Genomic DNA, 22,799 nt, shown 5'->3' on the forward strand with positions numbered 1-22,799 from the left:
TCCAACAATGGATTTTATGCACCCTGCGTCACCGTGGCGAGGCGCGATCGCCTATCCCCGTGGTGATGGAGATGCGATCGCCGCCCAACTGCACGCCCTAGGGATCACCCGACTCTACGACCACGGGACAAAGCAGATCGGGGCGCAGCGGGTGATTGGGCTGGGGTATTGTGGCGTGGTGATTTTGGGGGAGTGGCAGGGGCAGCGGGTGGCGGTGAAAATTCGGCGCAGGGATGCCCCCAAAGAGGATCTCAGTGCCGAAGCGACCCATTTGGCGGCAGCGAATCGGGTGGGGATTGGCCCGCGTCTTTGGGCGGCGAGTGCGGATTGTCTGGTGATGGCGTATCTGGATGGCTCGTCTTTACCTGCCTGGATGCGAGCACAGCCGGGGGCGATCGCACCGCTCCTAGAAACCCTCCTCCACCAAGCCCACCGCCTCGATCAAGCCGGGCTTGATCATGGTAATTTGCGCTGCGTCACCGACCATGTCCGCGTCCAAGGCTCTACGCCGGTTCTTCTCGATTTCAGCAGTGCCAGCACCCAGCGCCGCCCTGCCAATCTAACCACCCTCACCCAAGGCCTGTTTTGGGGCACAGCGATCGCCAACACGATCGCCCTCGGCCATCCCCTGCCGGAGCGAGATCGCCTCATTCCCCTCCTGAAACGCTACAAACACAACCCCAGCCCCGCCCATGCTGCCGCGATTATTGAAGCAGCGATCGCCCCGTCCTGAACCCCACCCAATACCCTTCTCCCGACGGGAGAAGGGTAGGGAATGAGGGCCGATACAACCGATTAAATGGTCTCCGGTTCGGGGGCGGGCGACCCAAACAACGTATTGGTAAACTTCACATACCAAGCGGCGGCTTGGACTTGAATGATGTAGCCCATGGCGATAATTAGGGCAATTTCGGAACCATCTTCCGGGCCAAAAACGGTAATCGCGATCGCTAGGGCAATGGATAGATTCCGCATCACCGTACCGTAGACGAGGGCGATCGCATCGCCGCGATCAAAGAACATTTTGCCCACCATTGTACTCAGGGTAAAATTCACCCCATAAATAATCGCCAAAGGCACAAAATACCCCACCAACGCCGCCGGATTATTCACAATCGCCGTCGCCTTCAACGCCAACGCCACAAACACAATGCCCAAAACTCCAACACTAGAAAACACCGGGAATTTTTTCTTGAGGTCTTTTTGATAGCGTTTTTCACCCCATGCCCGGATAATCGCCACCCGCGTCACCACCCCTAACAGCATCGGCAAAAAGACAATCGTCACAATCTGCTTAAACACATCAGCTAACGGAATTTCGACCACCGTTCCCATCAGCCACTTCGCATAAAATGGAGTAGCCAACGAGCCGATAATCAGTCCAATTACCGTCATTTGCACCGCTGCATTGAGATTTCCTTTCGCAAATCCTGTCCAAGAAATCGTCATGCCACTGGTGGGCAACAGCGACGTTAACAACAATCCCAAAGCCACCAACGGCTGATCCGCAAAAAAGAGTTTACCTAAGCCAAACGCCAAAAAGGGAATAATCGCAAAATTAATCAGTTGAGTCACCAATTGCAGCCGTATATTTCCGCCCATGAACACCTTCGCCACTTGCAGGTTAATCATCATTGGATAAACCATCAAAAAGGTGAGGGGAATAATCGTTGCTCGCAGAAACATCGGGTCAGTCACACTACCGAAAATTAGCCCTAAAACCATCACGGCGGGAATTGACCACACTAAATTTTTTTGTAAAGATTCAAAAAATTTCCACATCATACGGAATTTCGTTCATTTAATAAATAAAGGTTTCTAGCACCCTTCTCCCGCTGGGAGAAGGGCAGGGGATGAGGGCAGCCATGTTAAGCCGGGACGGGTTCGGCGACGGGGAGGCGATCGATCACGTCGCGCATCATGGTGCTGGCTTCGAGGGCAATTTCTTTGGCGGCGGGGCTGTGAACCATCAGGAACATCATGAGGGGATCAATGGCGGAGACTTCGACTCGGCCATCGTCATGTTCTTGAACCACGACATTGCAGGGATAGAGCACACCGGCTTTGTCGTCGGTTTCGAGCATCCGATGGGCAATGCCGGGATGGCACGCACCGAGGATTTGGTAACGACGGAAATTCACGTCTAATTTTTTCTTCAATGCCCCTTGGACATTAATTTCGGTGAGCACGCCCATCCCGGCTTCTTTCAGGGACTCGGTGACGGCGGCGCTGGCATCGTCAAAGCTGAGGGGAACAATTTTGCTGAAGTGATACATGGCGTTTGGTCTGTAACGTTTTATTTCTGACATGCTAATGCTACCATATTACTATTCAGTTAAGTAATTAATCAATAAAAATAATTATGGCTACAGTCGTTGTGATCGGGGCAGGACTAGGCGGTTTACCGACGGCCTATGAGTTGCGGCATTATTTATCGGCGGGACATCGGGTGGTGTTGGTGTCGCAGGAACCAAATTTTACGTTTATTCCGGGGTTGATTCGGGTGGCGTTAGATTTAAACCCGCTGGAGCATGTGCAGTTGGATTTGAAGAGGTTGGCCCAGCGGCATCGCTTGGAACTGGTGCAGAGTGGGGTGGTGGCACTTGACCCGACGCAGCAGCGGATGACCTTTGCCAATGGGGAGACGTTGAACTATGACTATTTAGCGATCGCCACTGGGGCCTCCCTCAATCTCGCCGCCATTCCGGGTCTTGGTCCCCACGGTGGCTATACCCATTCGGTTTGTACGCCGGATCATGCTGTGGCGGCGAGGACGGCATGGCGAGAATTTTTAGAGAATCCGGGGCCGCTGGTGGTGGGGGCTGCGCCGGGGGCGGGCTGTTTTGGCCCGGCCTATGAATTTATGTTGATGGCGGATTGGGAACTGCGCCGCCGGGGTCTACGCGATCGCGCCCCGATCACCTACATCACCCCGGAACCCTACGTGGGTCATTTGGGTGTATCGGGGATCAAAAATGCCGAGCGGCTCACCGCTGCATTGATGAAAAAACGCGGTATCCACTCGATCACCAATGCCGAAATCACCCGCATCGAACCCAACACCATCCACACCGCCGACGGCCAGAGTTTCCCCTTTGCCTACTCCATGATTCTGCCCTCATTCCTGGGCGCGTCCTTCATCCGTAACACCCCCTACCTGGGCAACGCCAAGGGTTTTATCTCGACCCATGCCGACGGTCGCCATCGCACCTTCTCGAATATCTATGCGCTGGGGGTGGCGGTGGAACTCAAACAACCGGATCAAACCCCTGTCCCTATTGGCCTGCCGAAAAGTGGCGAAATGACGGAGGCCATGGGCTTGGCGGTGGCCCACAATATCGCCGTGGAACTGGGGGAATTAAACGCACCACCGAGCACGCCCACCCTAGAAGCCCTCTGTTTTGCTGAGTTTGGCGATACGGGGATCGCCTATATGGCAGTGCCGGTGCTGGGTCATCCGAACCCGCAGGATCGCCGCTTTTCTGTGGCGATGCAGGGGCCCTGGGTGAATTGGACGAAAGCAGCGTTTGAGGCCTATTTCATCAAGAAAATGGAATGGGGTTTGGGTGTGCCGTGGTTTGAGCGGTTGGGGCTCAAGACGTTGTTTGGGGTGGAGTTGACGCGATCGCTCCCCAACTCTCCCCAAGCGAGTCAGGTGTGAGCCCACTGGGGCGATCGTGCCGGTCATGCGATCGCCCCAGTTGCAAGTCTGGCACTGATTGCACGAGTCTGGTACTGATTATCAGTGAGTCAGAGGCTCACACTACCCTGTCTGGAATCTGCTGTAGTGGGAGCTTCTAGCTCGTTGACCGGATAATTATCAGTGAGTCAGAGGCTCACACTACCCTGTCTGGAATCCGCTGTAGTGCGAGCTTCTAGCTCGTTGACCGGATAATTATCAGTGAGCCAGAGGCTCACACTACCCTGTCTGGAATCCGCTGTAGTGGGAGCTTCTAGCTCGTTGACCGGACTGAGAGGGGGGATCAAGGGACGGCAACATTCGGGGTGAGGTGTTGGAGATAGTCGAGGGTTTCTTGGGCTTCGGCTTCGTCGATGATGCTGAGGGCAAAGCCAACGTGAACTAGGACATATTGCCCCACTTCCACCTCTGGAACATAGGCGAGGCTGACCTCTTTGACCACGCCTCCAAAACTAATTTTGCCCAGACGTAGCAGCGGATCATCACCCGTCATGCTGATTACTTGGCCGGGAATTGCGAGACACATAAGCGGTTATGGGTAAGGGTGGATGGACGAAATTGAGAGGTTAGGGCAGAGAATCAGGCGGTTGTTGAGCCGTCCAGCGCCAGGTAGGCCGCCACTAGTTGACCCACGGCGATGCTGCCATCATGGGGGGGGAGTTGGTGGGGGATGTGGGGGCGAAACCCTCGGTGCTGGAGTTGGGCGATCGCCCCTTCGACGAGATACCGATTCTGAAAACAGCCCCCGGTTAACACCACATCTCTAATCCCTAGTTCTGCCGCACTGGTGACGATTACGTCAATTAAAGTATTGTGAAATTTTGCCGCCATGCGCTCCACCCCTTGCCCTGCACCGCGATCGCGCCACATCGCAGCAATCAACGGCCGCCAATCAAACCCCATCGCCCCAGAGTCCAGGGTTAAACGTCCCCACGGGTAGCGATCGCTCGTTTCACCCCGGTGGGCGGCAAACTCCAGCACCATCGCCCCTTGCCCCTCAAAGGTAGCGCGATCGCACAGCCCCAACAATGCCGCCACCCCATCAAACAACCGCCCCACACTCGATGTCAGCGGCGCATTCACCCCCTGGCGCACCCCCTGAAGCAAAAGCGTCTGGGTGGAGGGAGTAAACCCAGGACAAGGCGGGCAAGCCTCTTGCCACAATGCCCATAGCAACCCCAACGCACTGCGGCGCGGTTCACGGGCGGCGACATCGCCCCCCGGCAACGGAAACGGCAACCAATGCCCCCAACGTTGCCACCCTGCCCCATCGACCCGCAACAGTTCCCCGCCCCAAATCGTGCCATCCTCCCCGTAACCCGTGCCATCCCACGCCACCCCTAGCACGGGACGATCCCACAGTTGCGCGGTGGCAATAGCGGCTAAAACATGGGCGTGGTGGTGTTGCACCCGTTGCAGGGGGAGGTTGCGCTGGATGGCGTATTGGCTGGAAAGATAGTCCGGATGGCGATCGCAGACAATCCGTTCCGGTGTTGTCCCATAGAGAGATTGGAGGCTGGTAATCGTCTGTTCAAAGGCATCTAATGCCTCCGCATTACTCAGGTCGCCAAGATGTTGGCTGAGGATAATCTGACGATTGACGGTGAGGGCGATCGTGTTTTTTTGATGCGCACCCACGGCTAAGGTGGGGGGCATCCCTTGGGGCAACGGGGCAACGGGTAAGGGGGCATAGCCACGCGATCGCCGCACCATCACCACCTGTCCGGCCATCACCCGCACGATCGAATCATCCACGGGCCGCACAATGGGCCGATTATGCACCAAAAACAGATCCGCAATGCCCGCCAATCGCTCCAAGGCTGACTGTTCATCGGTGCAGATCGGCTCATCAGCGCGGTTGCCACTCGTGGCCACAACGGGATGTTGGTACTGGGCCAAAATGAGATGGTGCAATGGGGTATAGGGCAACATCACACCTAGGGTGGGGTTGTGGGGGGCAACGTTGGGCGCGATCGCTGCCTCGGAACGGCGCGACAGAATCACAATCGGGGCTTGGGGGGACTGTAACAAGGCCCATTCTTGGCGGGAAACATCACAATCCTGCCCAAGGCGTTCCCCCAAGGGATACATCAGGGCAAAGGGTTTATCGGGGCGTTGCTTGCGTTGCCGGAGTTTTGCCACGGTGCTGGCTTGCTCCGCCGCAGCGAGGAGATGAAACCCCCCTAGCCCTTTCACAGCGATAATTTGACCCTCCGCAATTTTGGCAACAACCGCCGCAATTGCCGCCGACCCTTGGGCCACAGGATGCCCTGATCGATCCCAGAGTGCCACGGTGGGGCCACAGATGGGGCAGGCGTTGGGCTGGGCATGGAAACGGCGATCGCCCGGATCATCATATTCCTGCTGACAGGCCGGGCAGAGTTTGAACCGGGCCATGGTGGTGTTGGGGCGATCGTAGGGGAGGGCATTGATGATTGTGTAGCGGGGGCCGCAGTGGGTGCAGTTGGTGAAGGGGTAGTGGTAGCGCCGATTTTGGGGGTCGAGGAGGTCAGCGACACAGGCGGAACAGGTGGCCAAGTCGGGTAAAACCAGGGTTGTTTTTGGGCCAGTGGTGGTGCTGGGGCGGATCTCAAACTGGGGGTCGCCTTGGGGGGGGAGAGGGGTCGCTTCTAGGCTATGGATGGTGGCATGGGGGGGAAGGGCGGCAGTGAGGTGGATGGGAAATTGATCGAGATGGGGGCGATCGCCTTCAATTTCAATGTCTACGCCTTGGGATGAATTTTGCACCCAGCCCGTTAAGCCGAGTTCCTGGGCGACGCGATACACACAGGGTCGAAACCCCACCCCCTGCACTACGCCTGTAATGGTTAACCGTTGTCGTTGTCTATCCACAGGCTGACCTCCTGCAATGCTGCTATCTTTGAGGATAACGAGGATCATCGCCCTCGTGTTCCACGGTCTGACCTTTGGCACAAGAAAACCCCCAGCAGGGTGCTGGGGGCTTTCGTTAGGGACGGGACTGACGGGGCTCGAACCCGCAACTTCTGCCGTGACAGGGCAGTGCTCTAACCAATTGAACTACAGTCCCTTGCTAAGCGAACTCTACTATAACGCGATATTTTTGAGCCTGTCAACCCTTTTTTTTGAGTTTTTTCGCTGGAGGGGATGCAGTGCGATCGCAAGGATGGGGGGGTTGCCATGGGGAATTCTGGACTGGGTTCAGATCGATCGGGTTTTGAAGATCCGATCAGAACACCGATAGAGCAACACCAAACAGAGTAAATGGATCGACCAGTGGGCGATCGCAAACCCCCAGATCAAACAAACGGCAGCACAAACCGCCGTCAACACCTGATAGACATCGTGGGTAATCCGCCGATGCAACCAAATATTACCCAAGGCAACCAGCAACAAAACGAGGGGCAAGAGGGGGAATGTCATAGCGAGCACCTATCACAACGGCAGGAATCAACTCGGAACGCGATCGCAAGCCTAAACCGTCATCACGACCGGTAACATTAGCCTCAACTGTATCATTAATTACAATTTGCCACGGGCAAAGATGACGAACAGGGACAGTGATAGTGATATTTCTTTGCATAACTGTAAGGATTCAGGTGGGGGGGGTTGACAAATCAGAAAAAACAGCTAGGTTAGCACAATGAAGCCCATCGAGATTCCCCCAGCCGTCGAACGAGAGCAACTGAGACAAGCATCATCAGAGGTGCTGGTGGAACTGGTGTTGCGGCAACAAGAGATTATTCAGCAACTAGTCTGGGAAATAGAGCGGCTCAAGAACAACGCCAACAGCGATAGCGAGAGTTCATCGAAACCCCCATCAAGCGACATCCACAAACGCTCAGAACACCAACCCCCAGAAAAAGAGCCACCAAGCCAAGGAAAGCGTAAACCCGGTGGGCAACCCGGTCATCAGGGAAAAACTCGCAAAGGGTTTGGCAGAATAGACCGCTACGAAATGGTGCGAGCGCAAGTGTGTGGGTACTGTGGGAGCCAAGAGTTGAGCCTAGTCCCCCGAAAAACGCGCCGCCATGAAGTAGCCGAGTTAATCCAACCCGCCATAGAAGTAGTGGAGTATGAGCAGCAGTGCTGCTGTTGTAGCCGATGTGGACAGGAAACATGGGGAGAGTTACCGCCGCCAGTGCTGGGAGGTCAAAGCTTAGGAGCCGGACTGCAATCCCTGTTGGTGTGGTTGGGGAACTACGCTCACATGAGCTATGAACAGCAGCAGGAATTCCTAGAGGAACTGGGGAATATCACCGTGGGAGTAGGGACATTACAAGCGACCAATGAAAGGGCATCCCAAAGCGTTAAGCCGACAGTAGAGGAACTGGGAAACTGGGTGAAACACCAAGACTATGCCCAAGTGGATGAAACACCATGGCTAGTCAAGGGAGTGAAAGAGTGGATGTGGGTAGTGTGCGGGGTGGGTTTTTGCCTCTTCCACGCCGCTGATACTCGTTCAAGGGCGGAATTAGAGACCCTATTAGGTCGAAGCTTTGATGGTGTACTCGTCTCTGATGACTTCAGTGTGTACAACGGTTATGAGGTGAAAGCCCAGCAGAAGTGCTTGGCTCATCTGAGGCGGCACTTCAAGAAAGTCTGCAAGCTCAGGCATGGAAAAAATCCAGAGTTGGCGAAGGCATTCCTGGATTTGATTGACACAGCCTTTGAGCAGCATCGTCAGTGGCGTGAAACCGAGGATGGGGCTGCCTATCATCAATGGGCGGCGGGCTTTATCTATGAGGTGAAGGCGGCTGTGGAGCATTGGCTCCCCCTGGCTGGGCATGAGGCGGGCTTGTTATTGCGCTCTCTACGCGATAAGGCAAATCAGTGGTGGTATTTCCTGTCCCATCCAGAAATTCCCCCGGATAATAATCGTGCGGAACGCTCGTTGCGGTTGGCTGTAACCAAGCGTAAGGTTTGTGGTGGCTCGCGTTCGATGGTAGGTTTTGCCCAGACGGCAAGGTTACTGAGTGTGATTCAGACTTGTCGGACTCAAGGGCGTTCGGTGTTGAGTTTCTTGAAACAAGCTTTGATGGCGACGGCTTCTCCTGAGCAAGTCTCCATGCCTTCCCTCATCCCTGCTACCTGAATCCTTACACCTGGTTGGGTCAAGACATCCCCTGGGCGCATCTGAGCCACCTGACTACCTGCATCTGGATGGTCATCGCCGTCATCCAAACCGGAGCAGTCAACCTCACGAAATGGCTGCCGTATCTGCCCTGTCGAGGATTGTTTGCCCAAAGTAAACAGCGGCGAGTCCGACGCTGGCTGGGCAATAGCCGCATCAATATTCATCGACTCTACAAACCCATCATCAAAGCCGCCTTAGCCGATTGGCAGGATGAGGTGATGTACCTGAGCTTAGACACCTCACTATTTTGGGATGAGTATTGTCTGATTCGGGTGGCTGTGGTGCATCGCGGTCGTGCTTTACCCCTAGGCTGGCGTGTGTTGGCTCATCCCAGTGCCTCGGTTGCCGCCAACACCTACCGAGAACTGCTCCAAGATGTCGCTCGACTCCTACCGCAAGGGGTGAAGGTGGTGCTGCTGGCTGACCGGGGCTTTGTGCAGACGGAGACTATGACGCTGGTGCGCACCTTCGGCTGGCATTATCGCATCCGCATCAAAAGCAATACCTGGCTTTGGCACTCTGCCAAGGGCTGGAGCCAACCAAAAGCGTTTCATCTCAAACCCGGTGAAGCCCTCTGCTGGCACAACGTCAAACTTCACAAAGGTGAATGGTATGGTCCGGTTCATGTCATTTTCGGTCGCAACAATGTCAATGGCGAGTTTTGGGCGGTTGTCAGTGATGAACCGACCCACCTCCAGACTTTTGCTGAGTATGGTCTCCGGTTTGATATCGAGGAGGCGTTTCTCGATGACCAGTCTGGGGGTTGGCACCTCCAATCTTCCCAACTTCGCTCAGTTTGTGTTCTTTCCCGTCTCTGCTTCATTCTGGCTCTGGCGACTCTCTATGTCTCAGCTTAGGGTCTTGAGGTTGTCCAATCGGGCAAGCGTCGCTGGGTTGACCCCCATTGGTTTCGCGGCAATAGCTATTTTCGTATCGGTCTTGAGTGGATTCGTACTGCTCTCCTTGAGGGCTGGCGCTTGATTCGGCTTGTTGCTTTCTTTTCTAATTCTGACCCTGAACCGGCTATGGCTTCTCGTCCTCAGCATCGGCAACGCTCTTATCGCCTTGAATTCCAGTTTTGCTCTTTTTCTTACTCCCCTGACTGAATCTTTTGTCCGTCAATCAGGTTCTCGGATTTTCTTGGGCATGGATGTGACTATTTGAGATTAAGCATGGATTGGGTTAATTGTTAGGTTTTCGGGGACGGCGGAGGATGCGCCAGAGGGAGAGGAGGGCGAGCCAGATGAGGGCGAAGGGGAAGGCGATTAGTAAGGATTCAGGTACTTGAAACGCAGTCACAGCAAGGCTTTCAAAATCGAGGTGAGTTCTAAACTAACAGTTCATTCTCAATAAGTACGCAAGACTAGGGGTTACAGCCTTGTTTATTGAGAATAACAAAATAGCCCGAAATAGCTGAAACTCATACTGAGCAATGTTTACAGCCAAATTCTCATGACCTGAATACTTACGGCGATTAAACCGAGAACACAGAGGAGAATGAATTGGACTGTGCCTTTTTGGGCAAAGGTGATCAGGCGTTTGAGCCATTGGGGATAGAGGGGAGCGTTGAGGGGAAGATCGAGGTCTTGATAGACTTGTTGCGCAGCAACCGCAGCCGCATAACCTTCTTCAATTCGTCCTACTTTCTGATAGTTCTGATAGCAAGCAGCTAAATTTTGAAGTGAAATTGCTTCGCCCCGTTTATCCTTGATTTGTCGTTCGATCACTAAGGATTGTTCGTAGTAGTCAATAGCTTTTTTGACCTCTCCTAAGGAATTGTAGGCATTGCCCAAATTGCCCAAGGAATTCGCTTCGCCCTTTTTATCCTTGATTTGCCGTGCGATCATTAACTGTTGTTCGTAGTAGCCAATGGCTTTTTCAATGTCTCTCAAGGAATAATAGGTATTACCCAAACCACCGAAGGAATTCGCTTCGCCTTTTTTATCCTTGATTTGCCGTGCGATTACTAAGGATTGTTCGTAGTAGTCAATGGCTTTTTTAACCTCTCCCAAGGAATAGTAGGCATTGCCCAAATTGCCTAAAGAATTCGCTTCGCCTCGTTTATCCTTGATTTGTTGTGCGATTACTAAGTGTTGTTCGTGGTAGTCAATGGCTTTTTTAACCTCTCCCAAAGATTGGTAGGCATTACCCAAATTGCCTAAAGAATTCGCTTCGCCTCGTTTATCCTTGATTTGTTGTGCGATCACTAAGGATTGTTCGTGGTAGTTAATTGCTTTTTCAACCTCTCCCAAGGAATCATAGGCATTGCCCACATTGCCCAAAGAAGCTGCTTCGCCTCGTTTATCCTTGATTTGCCGTGTGATTGCTAAACATTGTTCGTAGTAGCCAATGGCTTTTTTGACCTCTCCCAAAGATTTGTAGGCAAGTCCCAAACTACCCAAAGAATTCACTTCGCCTTGTTTATCCTTGATTTGTTGTGCGATTGCTAAACATTGTTCGTGGTAGTCAATGGCTTTTTTGACCTCTCCCAAAGATTGGTAGGCATTACCCAAATTGCCTAAAGAATTCGCTTCGCCTCGTTTATCCTTGATTTGCCGTGTGATCACTAAGGATTGTTCATGGTAGTTAATGGCTTTTTCAACTTCTCCCAAAGATTGGTAGGCATCACCTAAGCTACCCAAAGAAGCTGCTTCGCTTCGTTTATCCTTGATTTGCCGTGTGATTAGTAAACATTGTTGGTCGTAGTCAATAGCTTTTTCAACCTCTCCCAAAGATTGGTGGGCAACTCCCAAATTGCCTAAGGAAGCTGCTTCACCCTGTTTATCCTTGATTTGCCGTGCGATCGCTAAAGATTGTTTATGGTAGTCGATGGCCTTTTTATAGTCTCCCAAGGAATGGTGGGCAATCCCCAAACAGGTAAGCGAAGCTCCATAACGCCAGTGGGTGCGATCGCGCCACACCTCGATCAATGGTTCATAAAGCGCGATCCGTTCCTGTTGAAATCCTCGCAAATCAAGAAAATCATTGACCGATTCTCGTTGGCTTGCACCGTGATCAATCACATCAAAAGCCTGCTCATGTTCCCCAAGCTCACAGTGATGATGAAACAACTCTAGATAATCCTGAACTTCGGCTAATTCGCGATCGCGCTCCTCGAAAATGTCCCAGGGATAGGGCTTTTTCCGAGCGTCGTAATAGGCGATCGCCCAACGATGCAACGGAGCGCGATCCGTCACCTGTGCCAAGAGATACGATCGCACAAACGGCAACACCGTCACCCCCCCATTCGCCTGCTCCGTCAAAAGACCACGATTCACCAACCCCCAAAACAGCCCCGACTCTTCCACCGCCACCACATCCACCCCAAACGCCCCGCGCAACACCGCCAACCGCGTCAACACCTCCCGCTCCCGTGCCGACAACCGCCCAAAATTCGCCGCCAATACCGTTTTTAACTGCACCCGTTGATTCCGATGCTGCCCCTCCAACTGCGACAGCACCCCCCCAAACTCCGGAGCCTTCAACTCCTCAATTGACTTTTGCCGCTGCCACGACCCCTGACTATTCAGCAAGCCCGCCGCGAGCGTCAGCGTCAACGGATGCCCATCCACCAACCGCGAAAACGCCGCCAACTTACCCGGCTCCCGCTCCCCAATCCCCAACAAAGCCAACAACCGCGCCCCCTCCTCCAGCTCCAAACCCGGCAACACACACCACGCCGGACAAACTTGATCAAGCTCCGGCTCCTGCTGGGACGTGAGCAACACCTCACTGCGTCGCCCCCCATTCACCCATCGCTGCAAAAACGTGATGTATTCCCCCTGATTCAGCACCGATTCAAAATTATCCAACACCACCAAAAACCGCTCATTTTGCAACAGCGCGATCGCCTCATCACACAACGCCTCAAACTGCATCCGCTCCAAGGTATCGCGGGGAATCTCGCCCCACTGTAAGAGCGATCGCGCCACCGTCTCAAACTTGGGCGCAAGCCCCAAATCAAACCACCCTTTCCCCGCAAAATCATCCCGCTCCTCAAACAATTTCACCGCCAGCGTTGATTTCCCCATGCCTGCCATCGCAATAATCCCGGAGAGCTTCGTATTTTCATCCGTCAGCCAAGCGTTGAGTTTTTCCTGTTCTCGTTTCCGTCCTTGGAAATGGCGAAAATGGGGGCGCGATCCGATAGTAGATCGCGATTTGGCTTGGGGTTGGATGCTCTCCTTTAATGCTCGGATTTCTTCTTTAATCTCTCCTTGACCGTGTTTAAGTTCGTCTAGATCGTTTTTGAGATCGTGCCCAATCTGTGCCGCGATTTTCTGTAATTCCGCCACCTGATCCCGTTGCAGGGCCTCATATCGCGCCTGAATTTGATTCACCACATCCGGCGAAATTTCCCCAGTTCCCGCCACCTGCAACCCCTGCACCGTCCGCAAAATTTCCCCCAACAGCGAAAGCGTCATTCCTGCAAACGCCTTCCCCCCGGTTTCAAAATCCGCCTTCAACACCTCCCGCAACGCAAACGCAAAGGTATCTTGCAAATGCGCCGCCAAATCCGTCACGGTCTGCGGGCTGAGTTCAATTTCAACCGCAGGACAAAAATAGTGAGCGATCGCCGTTTTCCATTCCGACAGATCCAAAACAGCCCGCTGAGATTCGGGGTCAGTTAGCCATGCCGTGAGTTGATCTTCTTGAATGCCTTGGATTAATGTCTGGCCTGGGATAATCGGCTCGGCAAACGACGGCCACATTTCCGGTAAATCTTTGGCTAATTTTTTGAGTGCTTTTTCATCAACGTGCTTTAGGGCAAAATCCGAAACAGAGCGGGCGATCGCACTCCCCACCGCCTTCGTTAAATCATGATTACTCAGATCACCTTTTTTGCGACCATCAAGCCAATCCCCCAACGCATTCGCCGCCACACCCCCCGCGACACCACTACCCCCCGACCCCAAAGCCCCTAAAAGCGACGGTAAACCCGCACAGGACGCGCCCACCAACACTAACCCACTAAACACCGTCAACCGCAGTAATGACATCACGCCCTAGCCCAACTCAATCCTGCTTTTATGATACTGAGGATTAATGGTGTTAGGGTGGGCAATGCTCACCCCCTCTCCAAGCCCTGAAACCCTTGCTCAGTGGGCAATACCCACCCAGTCCTTTCAATTAGTACAGATGAACTATTAGAAAATGGAACGATAGAATACGGCTTTCAGCATCTGCTGTTTTGAATAGTCCATGATCAAGCCAAAAGATTACATTGAGTTTCAAAAATGTTCCAATTTTTTGAAATTGCAAACGTCTGAAACCCTTATTCTTTCGTTGTTTTAGTATAAAATTTTTGTACTAGTTGAAAGGGCTGGCAATACCCACCCTACTCAGCTTTTATGATATTATTGAGCATCATTATCCAAATTGGGTCAATTGTATGATTCTTTTGTTGGCTATTTTGTCGATTTTTTTATTGCTGATTATTGGTATTTTTGCTTTTTATTTGAAAGCGATCACTCAGCCCCAAAAAACAAAAAAAAGAGCCAAACATAGCCGCAAAGCTCATCGCAAAGGTATCGATTTTGCATTTCTGTCAATTCCAAAATCAACCAACTCTAAAATCGATTTAAAAGCGTTAACAACGCTAACTCATTCTCAGGAGGTTTCTAAACGACTCTTCAAGCAATGCTTACGCAAATATCCTGATCAAAGTCCTCAATGGTGTCTTGAAAAGTGCATTCTTGATCTAAGCCGAGATCGACGCTTTTAAATTCAGAAAGCTTCTTCCAAGCACTGGTTATGATTTTTTTAATGGTAGATAAATCTGAAATTAGAAAATCCCTAAAACTCCAAAGAATGCCGGGTTTCATAAACCGTATTGAGACAGTCTTTTAGATCATCGCCTGACCAGGTTCCGGCGTGTCTGAGCAACGAGCGACCCGAACGAGAACGAACACGGGGAGAGCGTTTTGGAGTTGGGGATTGATGGGGATCGAACAGTACCGTAACTCGCACCTGACACCCGGCCAGGGCCTCAGAGTGGCTGACGATTTCTTCCCAGGTTCCTTCGAGTTCTAGTGGTTGTGCTGTCATAACAGACCCTATTGCAATCGTATGGATTTATTATCGGTTACGCCTTACTTCGTGAGCATGATGTGGATGCCGTCCCATTCGGCGGGGGGTGGGGTTTCGAGGTAGCGATCGCAGCGATGGAGATACATCGTGGCGGGGCGATCGTGGGGGCGGAGTTCGGCGGCTTGTTGGAAGGAGGCGATCGCGGCTTGGAAATCGCGGCGGAGGTAATGGGTGCGGCCGCGATGGAACTGGTCTAAAAAGGCTTCAAGGTCCGGGTCGAGGTGGTTGGTGCGGTAGTCGATCACCTCGTAGATGGGGACAGCTTTGCTCTTGCCCTTCACCCGTGTCACATCCAGTTCGCGCACAATCAGGCGATCGCGCCCCCCACAGGCCGCATAGGTGGACTCACTGATCAAAATATCGCAGCCGTATTCCTTCGTCAGACTCTCTAAGCGCGAACTGAGATTCACCCCATCGCCAATTACCGTATAGTCCATTCGTTGGCGTGAGCCGATATTCCCCGCCACCACTTCCCCGGAACTGATCCCGATGCCAAAGCGAATTTGGGGTTCATGACTGTGGCGAGAGGGGGAAGCCTGCGATCGCTCCCGGTTAAACTCCGCCAAACGGTGACGCATATCGAGTGCCGACTTCACCGCCAGCCACGCATGATTTTCCTGCAACGGCAGCGGCGCACCAAACACCGCCATCAACGCATCCCCGATGAATTTATCCAGCGTGCCGCCGTGGTCAAACACCGATTCCACCATCGTTTCAAAATAACTGTTCAGCAGCGCCACCACCTTCGTCGCCTCCAGATTTTCCGTCAGCGTCGTATAGCCGCGAATATCCGAAAAAAGGATCGTCACATCCTTGCGTTCCCCAATCATCAAAAAATCATCCCCCGCCGCCATCACCTGATCCGCCACACTGGGGTTCATGTAGCGGTAGAGCGTCGATTTCATCCGCTTTTCACTACTAATATCTTCAAGAATCACCAATCCACCGCGCACATCGCCTTCCGGGTTAGTGAGGGGATTAACGGTTAAATTCACGCTGCGTTCAAAGGGCTTGAGGTCGGGATAATTCGAGGTGATGTATTGATCCGGAGTGCAGAGGGGATCGTTCCAGAGCACATAGGTGTCGGGTTGATCGGGGAGGGGAATCGCGAGAACGGAATTGAGTTCACCGAGGGAGCGACTGGTCGCGATCGCTGCCTTAATCGTCTGCTCCGGCACATAATGTTTTGCCCCTTGGTGCAAACTATCAATTAAGCGAAATTGCAGATGATCAATGGGGAAAATATCCCAGGCAAACCGCCCCACTAATTTGTATTCCCACAAGGGGCGAATCTTCTCATCATGAGTTTGATCCGGCAGCAGCCCCAGGAGTTCTAATGCCGCATCATTAATCGTCACAATCCGTCCATCTAAATCCGTTGAAATCACCGCATCCGACAGACTTTGGAGCATATCTTTTTGGTATTGTTTTTCCGTCAATACCGTTTCAAAGAGTTTGGCATTTTCCAAGGCGATCCCCGCTTGGATATTAAATGCCTGCATAAACTCTTCATCAGAACTACTAAAACTCCCGTCATTTTCTTTATTAATTAACTGCGTCACTGCGATCAATTCACCGTTGGAATTAAACACCGGCATGCAAAGAATACTTTGGGTGTAGTATCCCGTGCGGCGATCGGTGGAGGGGTCAAAGCGGGAATCTTGGTAGGCATCGGGAATATTGACGATCTGGCCCGTGGATGCCACATAACCGGCAATGCCTCGATTGGCGGGGATGCGAATTTCCAGGGTATCGGTTCCGTCGGCGGTGGCGACCTTACTCCAGAGTTCGTTGGTTTCTCGACTGAGCATAAACAGGGTGCTGCGATCGGCTTTCATCAGGCGGCGGGCTTGCTCCATCACCGATTTCAGGGTGGCATCGAGATCCAAGCTCTGCCCCAAACTGGAGGTGGCTTTCAATAATGCCGCTGCGCCCCGCTGATTGCGGGCAGCGAGATAGAAGGATTGGCAGGTTTCGAGAATAATCCCAATCGAGTCGGCAAAGTCGCGGAACCGCTGCTCATCCTCAGCATCGAACACTTGACCATCAACTTTATTAATCAACTGCACCACGGCCACCACTTGATTCGCGCTGCTGATGATCGGCATACAGAGCATGGTTTCGATGGTGTAGCCCGGAATCATGTCGATTTCGGGGCTAAATTGGGGGTGATCGGTGGCGTTTTCGATGTTGAGGGTTTCTTGGGTGGCGGCGACGTGGCCGGGAATACCCACATTGAAGGGAAGGCGAAGATGGCGCGAATCGGCTTGGTCGGTGTTGTCGAGTTTGGCCCACAGTTGACCCGCTTCGTTGTCAACGAGGAAGATCAGGGTGCGATCGGCTTGGAGGATTTGGCCGATTTTGAGGGTAAAGGCATCCATGACCTGCTCTAGCATGGTTTCTAGAGCTTCGTTGTTGATCATGTCCAAGGCCCGCAGGAATTGTTGAAATTCAGCGGTGATGAAGTCCAGCAGGCAGATGAATTCGTTGATCGAGAGGTCTTTAACGCGATCCGTGAGGATGCTGGTGCGGTTCAACTTGGTGAGTTGAGTGAGTGAGGCGAGGATACTGCCAGTATTGGTTAATGGCATAGTTTAGCTGTGAGGTAGCAACTTGCGTTAAAGACAGACTCTATTGTGGTTGATCATAACAACGATGTTGGGAGTCGTCTGTGTTTTTGGGGGAAAACTCGCGCCAATTTGTGAGGATTTGAGTATCATTCCGCCAGAAATAAACGATCGCTCCCCTCAAGGCTGATTTTGGGGCGTGGGGGAATTTGTGCAGCCCGGATGATGACCTGTGATGTTACTGTTGCAGTAAGCATTCATGCAGGATTGTCAACAGTAATTACACGAGTATCACAGTAGAGTATTGGGTATGTTTGGAGAGTACAGCGTTACAGTGGCAACGATCGCAACGGGTTTGATCGGATGGGGCGCGATCGCACCTCCCGCCGCTGCGGTTCGCCTCACGGGTTTATCGGTGTTTTCAGCCCATGGCGGCGGCGGGATTACCGGGGAACGGATCTGGGATACGAGCGCGGCAACCCCGTTTTGGGATGCGTGGCTGTCTCCGGTGGGGATGGCTGGGGAGTTTTTGAATGAGGGGGGCGATCGCACCCTAAACTACGACCTCACCCCCGGAACCCACGAGTTTCAAATTTTTGCCGATCCAGGCTGGAATTACCAACCCTCATGGTTTCCCTTGATGGGGTTGGGGTTATTTTTTAACGATGCGACGGATCAGCCCGATATTACCGCCATGCGCCTGATGCACCGCGCTGCCACAGATAATCCACCGGATGCTATTCCCGTGAGCGGGCTGATGTTTAACCTAGATGCGCCCCTAGGGACGACCAGTGGAGCCGGAACGCTTAGCGCGGAGTGGGGAACGGAGACGGTGAGCCTCACAGAATTTCAATGGTTTGAAGCGACGGTGTGGAGGCGCGATCGCGTTTCCCCCCACAACCCCACCCCCAACGGCAACCCCGACCAAATCGGTATTTTTACCCTCACCGTCACCGATCACAGCCTCCCCACCAGCGACCCCGAAAACACGGCACAAACCCCCGAAGGCAGCACCGTGCTAGGACTGATGGCGGTGGGGCTATTGCTGTGCTGTCAACGCCGCACATCTGCTCGATCTAAACACCCCTAATCCACACCGCCCTCGGCGTGACGCTGTTGCCAGATGAGACGCTGCACAGCCGCGATCGCCCCATTTAACTCATAGCTTTTCCGCTCCGGATGGGCTAAAAACGCCGCCTGTTCTTGCTGAATCATCGCCACATCCTGCTCCACTAACCCATTGAGTAAGCCCCGCGCCGAATTGAAGAGGCTATTTTTTACCCAACGGCGGAAGGGCACGGGTAATTTATGCAGCCGCCAAAAAGCATTTAAGGATGTGAAATGCACCAAATAGGCCCGCGTGTGGTGCTGATCCACCGGGCAAAAGAGGCAGTAAATCTTAAAATCATCCCCCAAGGTCGAAGCCCAATGGGGATAGCGATAACTGACGTGTAGCGGTTCCGGATGGAGGCGGCGCAGGGCTGGGATAAAGAGTTGAGACACTGACCAAATTTTGTCGATTTTGTAATAGCTTTGGGCTTCGTATTCGGCATCAACGCGATCGCTGTGGGCTTTGATATGTTGAAGCTGCGCCGATGCCCAGGCTTGGTAATTGTCGTGGAGGTGGCCATGGTACATATCCATCAGATTTTCAATCAGGTAGGAATAATGACCCGGACAGTCGATCGTCGTCCAAGAGGCGATGTAGTTGAGGTGATCCCATTCCGGGAGTCCCATGGGGGCGATCGCCGCTGCATCCCCGTCCCCCGGAAACAGCCAGATAAACCCGTCTAACTCCCGCACCGGATAGGTTTTGAGGCGACAAGTGGGGCGTTTTTGGGTGGCGCTGAGATAAGGGACATGGGTACAATGCCCCGTGCCGTCAAATTCCCAACCATGGTAAGCACAGGCGATCGCATCGCCCCGCACCTGGCCCGCACTGAGTTGCACCTGACGATGGGGACAGCGATCCTCTAGGGCCTGCACCTGCCCCCCACTGTCTCGATACAACACAATCGGTTGGCCCCAGAGGACAATCGGCCGCGGCTCAGTTGTCACCTCTTGGCTTTGCGCCACCCCATACCAATGGTTGAGATTAATGCCACAGGTGCGCAAGTCTTGCACCGTAAATGAGGCAGAACAAGCATCAGATCGCATCACGTTAACTCATCAAATTCTTTGCAAACTATATCAGGTTGGCTCAGGGGGGCGATCGCACCATCGCCCCTTTCTCAATTCCTGAAACACCTGAGCCATGAACCTCATGCAGGGCTTTATTATCAAAAAATCCTGATATTTCAAACTCGGCATTAAGCGCACTATGGAGCCGGTTCCCGGACTCAAACGCATGATTCAGCTCACCACAATTGAGCCACAATTCCCGCCAATAATACGGCCTGCCTTTATCCTGAAGCGATCGCGTTTGTGCCTGACCGCATCTCACCAGCCCAGCAAGTGGGTCAATCCGCATCAAGTCTGCAACAAGTATGGGCAGATCATAGGTAGAAACTAAATGTAAAGAAGTGTAAAATATGCCCATGATTCCCAAGTTTTTCACATTCTCTGTTTAGCTTGTTAAGTAGATTCTGTGTACCGAATCCTACCCATCTCTCTTTGGTCAGTTGCTATGGATACTCTCACGCTCGTTCCCAACACCGTCAAGCACCGCATTCGCCTCAGCGAGACCCTGTATGAGATTTACAGCAAAATTCATCGCGTCCACACCTTAACCAATGTGGAATATCAAATCCTCTACACCCTCAAACAAGATCAACACCTCAGCGAAGATCACCGCAACATGTTGACCCGGATTTTCTACACCCTCGAAAAGCACGACCGTTACTATCGCTCATCTCAGTGCTACGCCTAAAACATGCCTAGGCTTGTTGTTCTGTGCCCTTGCGATCGCTGCTGATGCGATCGGTCATCGTTGTCAGGGCTGTTTTGATCACGGTTAGCGAATGACCCGCAGTTGCTGTTCTCGGCGCGTGAGACTATCGCACAGCACTCGCACAATATACCCTTCAAGCTGATTCGCGAGGGTCGGATTTTCTAACTTCATCACCCGAAAGGCAGCTTGACTAAGGCCATAAAGCTGGGTTTCCACATCAGCGATCACGGTGGTAGAGAGGGGAGGTTTACCATAGAACCGCATTTCGCCGAGAATATTGCCGCCGGTGACGGTTTGCAGGCGTTTACTGCACCCCTCTTCAAGTTGCAACAAAACGCTCACCCGCCCGGATTCCACAAAGTAAAGATAATCACTGGCTTGCCCCTGTTGATAGATCACCTCTTCGGCGGCGACGGTTTTGGGTTCTAGATAGGACAAGAAGGGGTAAACCTGGGCGGGGGTGAGAAACATGTCGGTGAGGAGTGTGCCGAGGGGGATGCTGGGTTCATGGTGCTCGGTGGTACGGAGGAGGAGGTTTTCGCACCATTCCAAGCCGCGATCCATGTCGGCGAAGAGTTGGCAGGAGGGTTCGGGGAAGAGGGCGCATTGGGTTTGATCGAGGGCGATCGCTTGTCCCTGCTGGAGCGTCGCTTGGAATTCCGCCGAAACATTGGTAAAGACGAGGGTGATTTTTTCCTGTTGGGCAATTTTGAGGATTTTATTGCAACTGAGGACGGCAGAGGCATCAATGCCCGTCACTTGGCGAAAATCCAACAGAATAAATGTCACAGGCGGTGCGTTCTCCTGTTCAACGCGCCGCTTCACCTGATTGAGGAGATAGTTCGCCGTGCCGAAAAAGAGAAACCCTTGCAATTCCAAAATAAAGATTTGATCCCCGATCGCCCGCAACTGCACCAAGGCCGCCGGACTGCGTTCCACATTGCTGTGGGTCGTTGCACCGGAGAGCACTTCTTTGGCCACATCGACGCGGCTGTAGTCATACATAAAGAGAATGACCGCCAAAATAAACCCAATGACAATCCCCTGTAAAAACCCGATCGCATTGATCGCCACGAGAATCACCACGACGATCGCATAGTCCCAGCGCGGCAGGGTAGACCAGGATTTAATCAGCCATTTATCTAGCAATGCGACCCCCAGATAGAGGAGGAGACAGCCGAGGACGGGTTTAGGGAAATAGGAGAGGAAGGCCGAACCGAGACCGAGGACGGCAAAACAGGGGAGGGCGGCAATCACTCCGGTGAGGCGACTGTGACCACCGATGCTATGGACGAGGAGGGTACTGGGGAGGGCTTGGTTCCCGACCATGCCGCTGCCAAATCCGGAGGCGAGACTGGCGAGGCCAATGGAACGGAGTTCGGTGTTGAGGTTGAGGTCGCGCCCGACGACGAGTTCAATGCCGCTGTTGCTGAGGACGAGGGAGAGGAGGCTAATCAGGGCGACGGTGATCAGGCTGCCGGATTGCTGGGCGATCGCCCCCCAATCCACTGTGGCTAAATCCCCAAAGCCCACGGGCTGCCACAATCCCCCGGCCGGAAATGGCCCCAAGAGCCACCCCGCTGCACGGGCTTGATCAATGGGGGTATGGGTCAGCCAGAGGGCACAGTAAAACAGACCCATCAGGGCGATCAGCGTGCCGGGCATGACGAGATAATGCTTAAACCGATTCGACAGACCAATCAAGATCACCGCAAACAGCAACCCCACCCCCCAATATTGCCAAGTGCCATCGGTGCAGAGATCCGGCAGGGTGCGCCAGGCCAGGGGTTGATCGGTCGTGACTTGGACAAAGCCATCGACGAGGAGCCAGCCTGTGCCGGCCATAAATCCGCCAACGACGGGATAGGGAACGAGGCGAATGGCATCCCCCAGGCGGCAGAGTCCCAGGGTCAGGAGGAAACTGCCGGTGAGGAAGGAGGCGAGGGCGATCGCGACGGAAACCGTGAGGAAAATGGTGCGATCGCTCTCGCCGGCCATCTGGTCTGCCAATTGACCCGCCATCATCGCCAAAATGGCCGTGGGAGCCGCGAGGGGCGTGGCAATCATGCCCGGTAGCGTGCTCGTCAGGGCAGCAACGACACTGATCACCCCAGTGCTCAACACCGCCATACCAACCCCGCTCGATAGATTCACTCCCAAGGTGCCAGAAAAAATCAAAGCTGCATAGGAAATAGCACGAATCACGCCGATTAAACCGGTGACGAGGCCAGCGGTGAGGCTTGGGACTAAAATGCTGGGGTGTAAGGGTATCCAGCGTTGCCAGGGAGACTGGGCAGGGGTGGGGAGTGAAGTGGGAGACATCATGATCTTCGCGGGGTGGACTGTCTTTAAGTGTTGGGGAAATTGACAGGGGCGATCGTAGTCGTCTTTACGAAAATAGTGCGGGAGTCTGAAAGCCCCGTCAATGACAGGGTG

Annotated in this window: 18 protein-coding genes and 1 tRNA gene; 7 read left to right on the forward strand and 12 right to left on the reverse strand. The window is 53.3% G+C overall.

The window, feature by feature from the left end:
• Positions 1 to 7: 7 nt before the first annotated feature.
• Positions 8 to 733, forward strand: a complete 726-nt coding sequence (locus SPI6313_RS16220) for a hypothetical protein (protein ID WP_072621933.1) — start codon at positions 8 to 10, stop codon at positions 731 to 733.
• 62 nt (positions 734 to 795) lie between these two features.
• Here the strand turns inward: SPI6313_RS16220 and SPI6313_RS16225 are convergent, their stop codons facing one another.
• The gene (locus tag SPI6313_RS16225; protein WP_072621934.1) at positions 796 to 1,782 is read right to left on the reverse strand and encodes a bile acid:sodium symporter; all 987 of its coding nucleotides are present in this window, start codon (positions 1,780 to 1,782) and stop codon (positions 796 to 798) included.
• Between the two features lie 86 nt (positions 1,783 to 1,868).
• Complete coding sequence (locus SPI6313_RS16230; protein ID WP_072621935.1) at positions 1,869 to 2,276, reverse strand: DUF302 domain-containing protein; 408 nt, start codon at positions 2,274 to 2,276, stop codon at positions 1,869 to 1,871.
• 86 nt (positions 2,277 to 2,362) lie between these two features.
• Between SPI6313_RS16230 and SPI6313_RS16235 the strand changes: the two genes are divergently transcribed.
• Entirely contained in the window at positions 2,363 to 3,661 is a 1,299-nt protein-coding gene (locus SPI6313_RS16235; protein ID WP_072621936.1) for an NAD(P)/FAD-dependent oxidoreductase, read from the forward strand.
• Between the two features lie 322 nt (positions 3,662 to 3,983).
• Here SPI6313_RS16235 and SPI6313_RS16240 read toward each other — a convergent pair whose 3' ends face one another.
• The 4 genes from SPI6313_RS16240 to SPI6313_RS16255 all read right to left on the reverse strand — a co-directional run bounded on the left by SPI6313_RS16240 (position 3,984) and on the right by SPI6313_RS16255 (position 7,102).
• Positions 3,984 to 4,226, reverse strand: coding sequence for a HypC/HybG/HupF family hydrogenase formation chaperone (locus tag SPI6313_RS16240; RefSeq protein ID WP_072621937.1), 243 nt, complete (start codon positions 4,224 to 4,226; stop codon positions 3,984 to 3,986).
• 53 nt (positions 4,227 to 4,279) lie between these two features.
• The gene (gene hypF, locus SPI6313_RS16245; RefSeq protein WP_245788829.1) at positions 4,280 to 6,553 is read right to left on the reverse strand and encodes a carbamoyltransferase HypF; all 2,274 of its coding nucleotides are present in this window, start codon (positions 6,551 to 6,553) and stop codon (positions 4,280 to 4,282) included.
• Between the two features lie 122 nt (positions 6,554 to 6,675).
• Positions 6,676 to 6,749 (reverse strand) — tRNA-Asp (locus SPI6313_RS16250).
• Between the two features lie 131 nt (positions 6,750 to 6,880).
• On the reverse strand, positions 6,881 to 7,102 hold the full coding sequence (locus SPI6313_RS16255) for a hypothetical protein (protein ID WP_072621939.1): 222 nt from the start codon (positions 7,100 to 7,102) through the stop codon (positions 6,881 to 6,883).
• A gap of 220 nt (positions 7,103 to 7,322) precedes the next feature.
• On the opposite strand from SPI6313_RS16255, the gene tnpC reads away from it, so the two are divergent.
• Both tnpC and SPI6313_RS24070 read left to right on the forward strand, forming a co-directional pair.
• Positions 7,323 to 8,774, forward strand: coding sequence for an IS66 family transposase (gene tnpC / locus SPI6313_RS16260; protein ID WP_072621940.1), 1,452 nt, complete (start codon positions 7,323 to 7,325; stop codon positions 8,772 to 8,774).
• A gap of 14 nt (positions 8,775 to 8,788) precedes the next feature.
• Entirely contained in the window at positions 8,789 to 9,673 is an 885-nt protein-coding gene (locus SPI6313_RS24070; protein ID WP_217650635.1) for a transposase, read from the forward strand.
• Positions 9,674 to 10,252: 579 nt separating this feature from the next.
• On the opposite strand, the gene SPI6313_RS16270 is transcribed toward SPI6313_RS24070, so the two are convergent.
• The gene (locus SPI6313_RS16270; RefSeq protein ID WP_072621941.1) at positions 10,253 to 13,816 is read right to left on the reverse strand and encodes a tetratricopeptide repeat protein; all 3,564 of its coding nucleotides are present in this window, start codon (positions 13,814 to 13,816) and stop codon (positions 10,253 to 10,255) included.
• A 392-nt stretch (positions 13,817 to 14,208) separates the two neighbouring features.
• On the opposite strand from SPI6313_RS16270, the gene SPI6313_RS16275 reads away from it, so the two are divergent.
• A complete protein-coding gene (locus tag SPI6313_RS16275) occupies positions 14,209 to 14,541 on the forward strand; it encodes a hypothetical protein (RefSeq protein WP_072621942.1) in 333 nt (110 codons plus the stop codon).
• Between the two features lie 71 nt (positions 14,542 to 14,612).
• Here the strand turns inward: SPI6313_RS16275 and SPI6313_RS16280 are convergent, their stop codons facing one another.
• Together SPI6313_RS16280 and SPI6313_RS16285 are read right to left on the reverse strand one after the other, a co-directional pair.
• Positions 14,613 to 14,864, reverse strand: a complete 252-nt coding sequence (locus SPI6313_RS16280) for a hypothetical protein (protein WP_072621943.1) — start codon at positions 14,862 to 14,864, stop codon at positions 14,613 to 14,615.
• A 44-nt stretch (positions 14,865 to 14,908) separates the two neighbouring features.
• Positions 14,909 to 17,497: a GAF domain-containing protein gene (locus SPI6313_RS16285; RefSeq protein ID WP_072621944.1), complete on the reverse strand. Its 2,589-nt coding sequence runs from the start codon at positions 17,495 to 17,497 to the stop codon at positions 14,909 to 14,911.
• A gap of 286 nt (positions 17,498 to 17,783) precedes the next feature.
• On the opposite strand from SPI6313_RS16285, the gene SPI6313_RS16290 reads away from it, so the two are divergent.
• Entirely contained in the window at positions 17,784 to 18,563 is a 780-nt protein-coding gene (locus SPI6313_RS16290) for a hypothetical protein (protein ID WP_072621945.1), read from the forward strand.
• Here SPI6313_RS16290 and SPI6313_RS16295 read toward each other — a convergent pair.
• Together SPI6313_RS16295 and SPI6313_RS16300 are read right to left on the reverse strand one after the other, a co-directional pair.
• Positions 18,560 to 19,630 carry an aromatic ring-hydroxylating dioxygenase subunit alpha gene (locus SPI6313_RS16295; RefSeq protein ID WP_072621946.1) on the reverse strand — a complete coding sequence of 357 codons (1,071 nt, stop codon included), beginning with the start codon at positions 19,628 to 19,630 and terminating at the stop codon, positions 18,560 to 18,562. The genes SPI6313_RS16290 and SPI6313_RS16295 overlap by 4 nt on opposite strands.
• 43 nt (positions 19,631 to 19,673) lie before the next feature.
• Entirely contained in the window at positions 19,674 to 20,012 is a 339-nt protein-coding gene (locus SPI6313_RS16300) for a hypothetical protein (protein WP_072621947.1), read from the reverse strand.
• Positions 20,013 to 20,099: 87 nt separating this feature from the next.
• Here SPI6313_RS16300 and SPI6313_RS16305 point away from each other — a divergent pair, with 87 nt between their 5' ends.
• On the forward strand, positions 20,100 to 20,342 hold the full coding sequence (locus SPI6313_RS16305) for a hypothetical protein (RefSeq protein WP_072621948.1): 243 nt from the start codon (positions 20,100 to 20,102) through the stop codon (positions 20,340 to 20,342).
• A gap of 84 nt (positions 20,343 to 20,426) precedes the next feature.
• Here SPI6313_RS16305 and SPI6313_RS16310 read toward each other — a convergent pair whose 3' ends face one another.
• The gene (locus SPI6313_RS16310) at positions 20,427 to 22,688 is read right to left on the reverse strand and encodes a SulP family inorganic anion transporter (protein ID WP_139276678.1); all 2,262 of its coding nucleotides are present in this window, start codon (positions 22,686 to 22,688) and stop codon (positions 20,427 to 20,429) included.
• Positions 22,689 to 22,799 lie beyond the last annotated feature (111 nt).

The sequence above is a fragment of the Spirulina major PCC 6313 genome (assembly GCF_001890765.1).
GTDB classification, from domain to species: domain Bacteria; phylum Cyanobacteriota; class Cyanobacteriia; order Cyanobacteriales; family Spirulinaceae; genus Spirulina; species Spirulina major.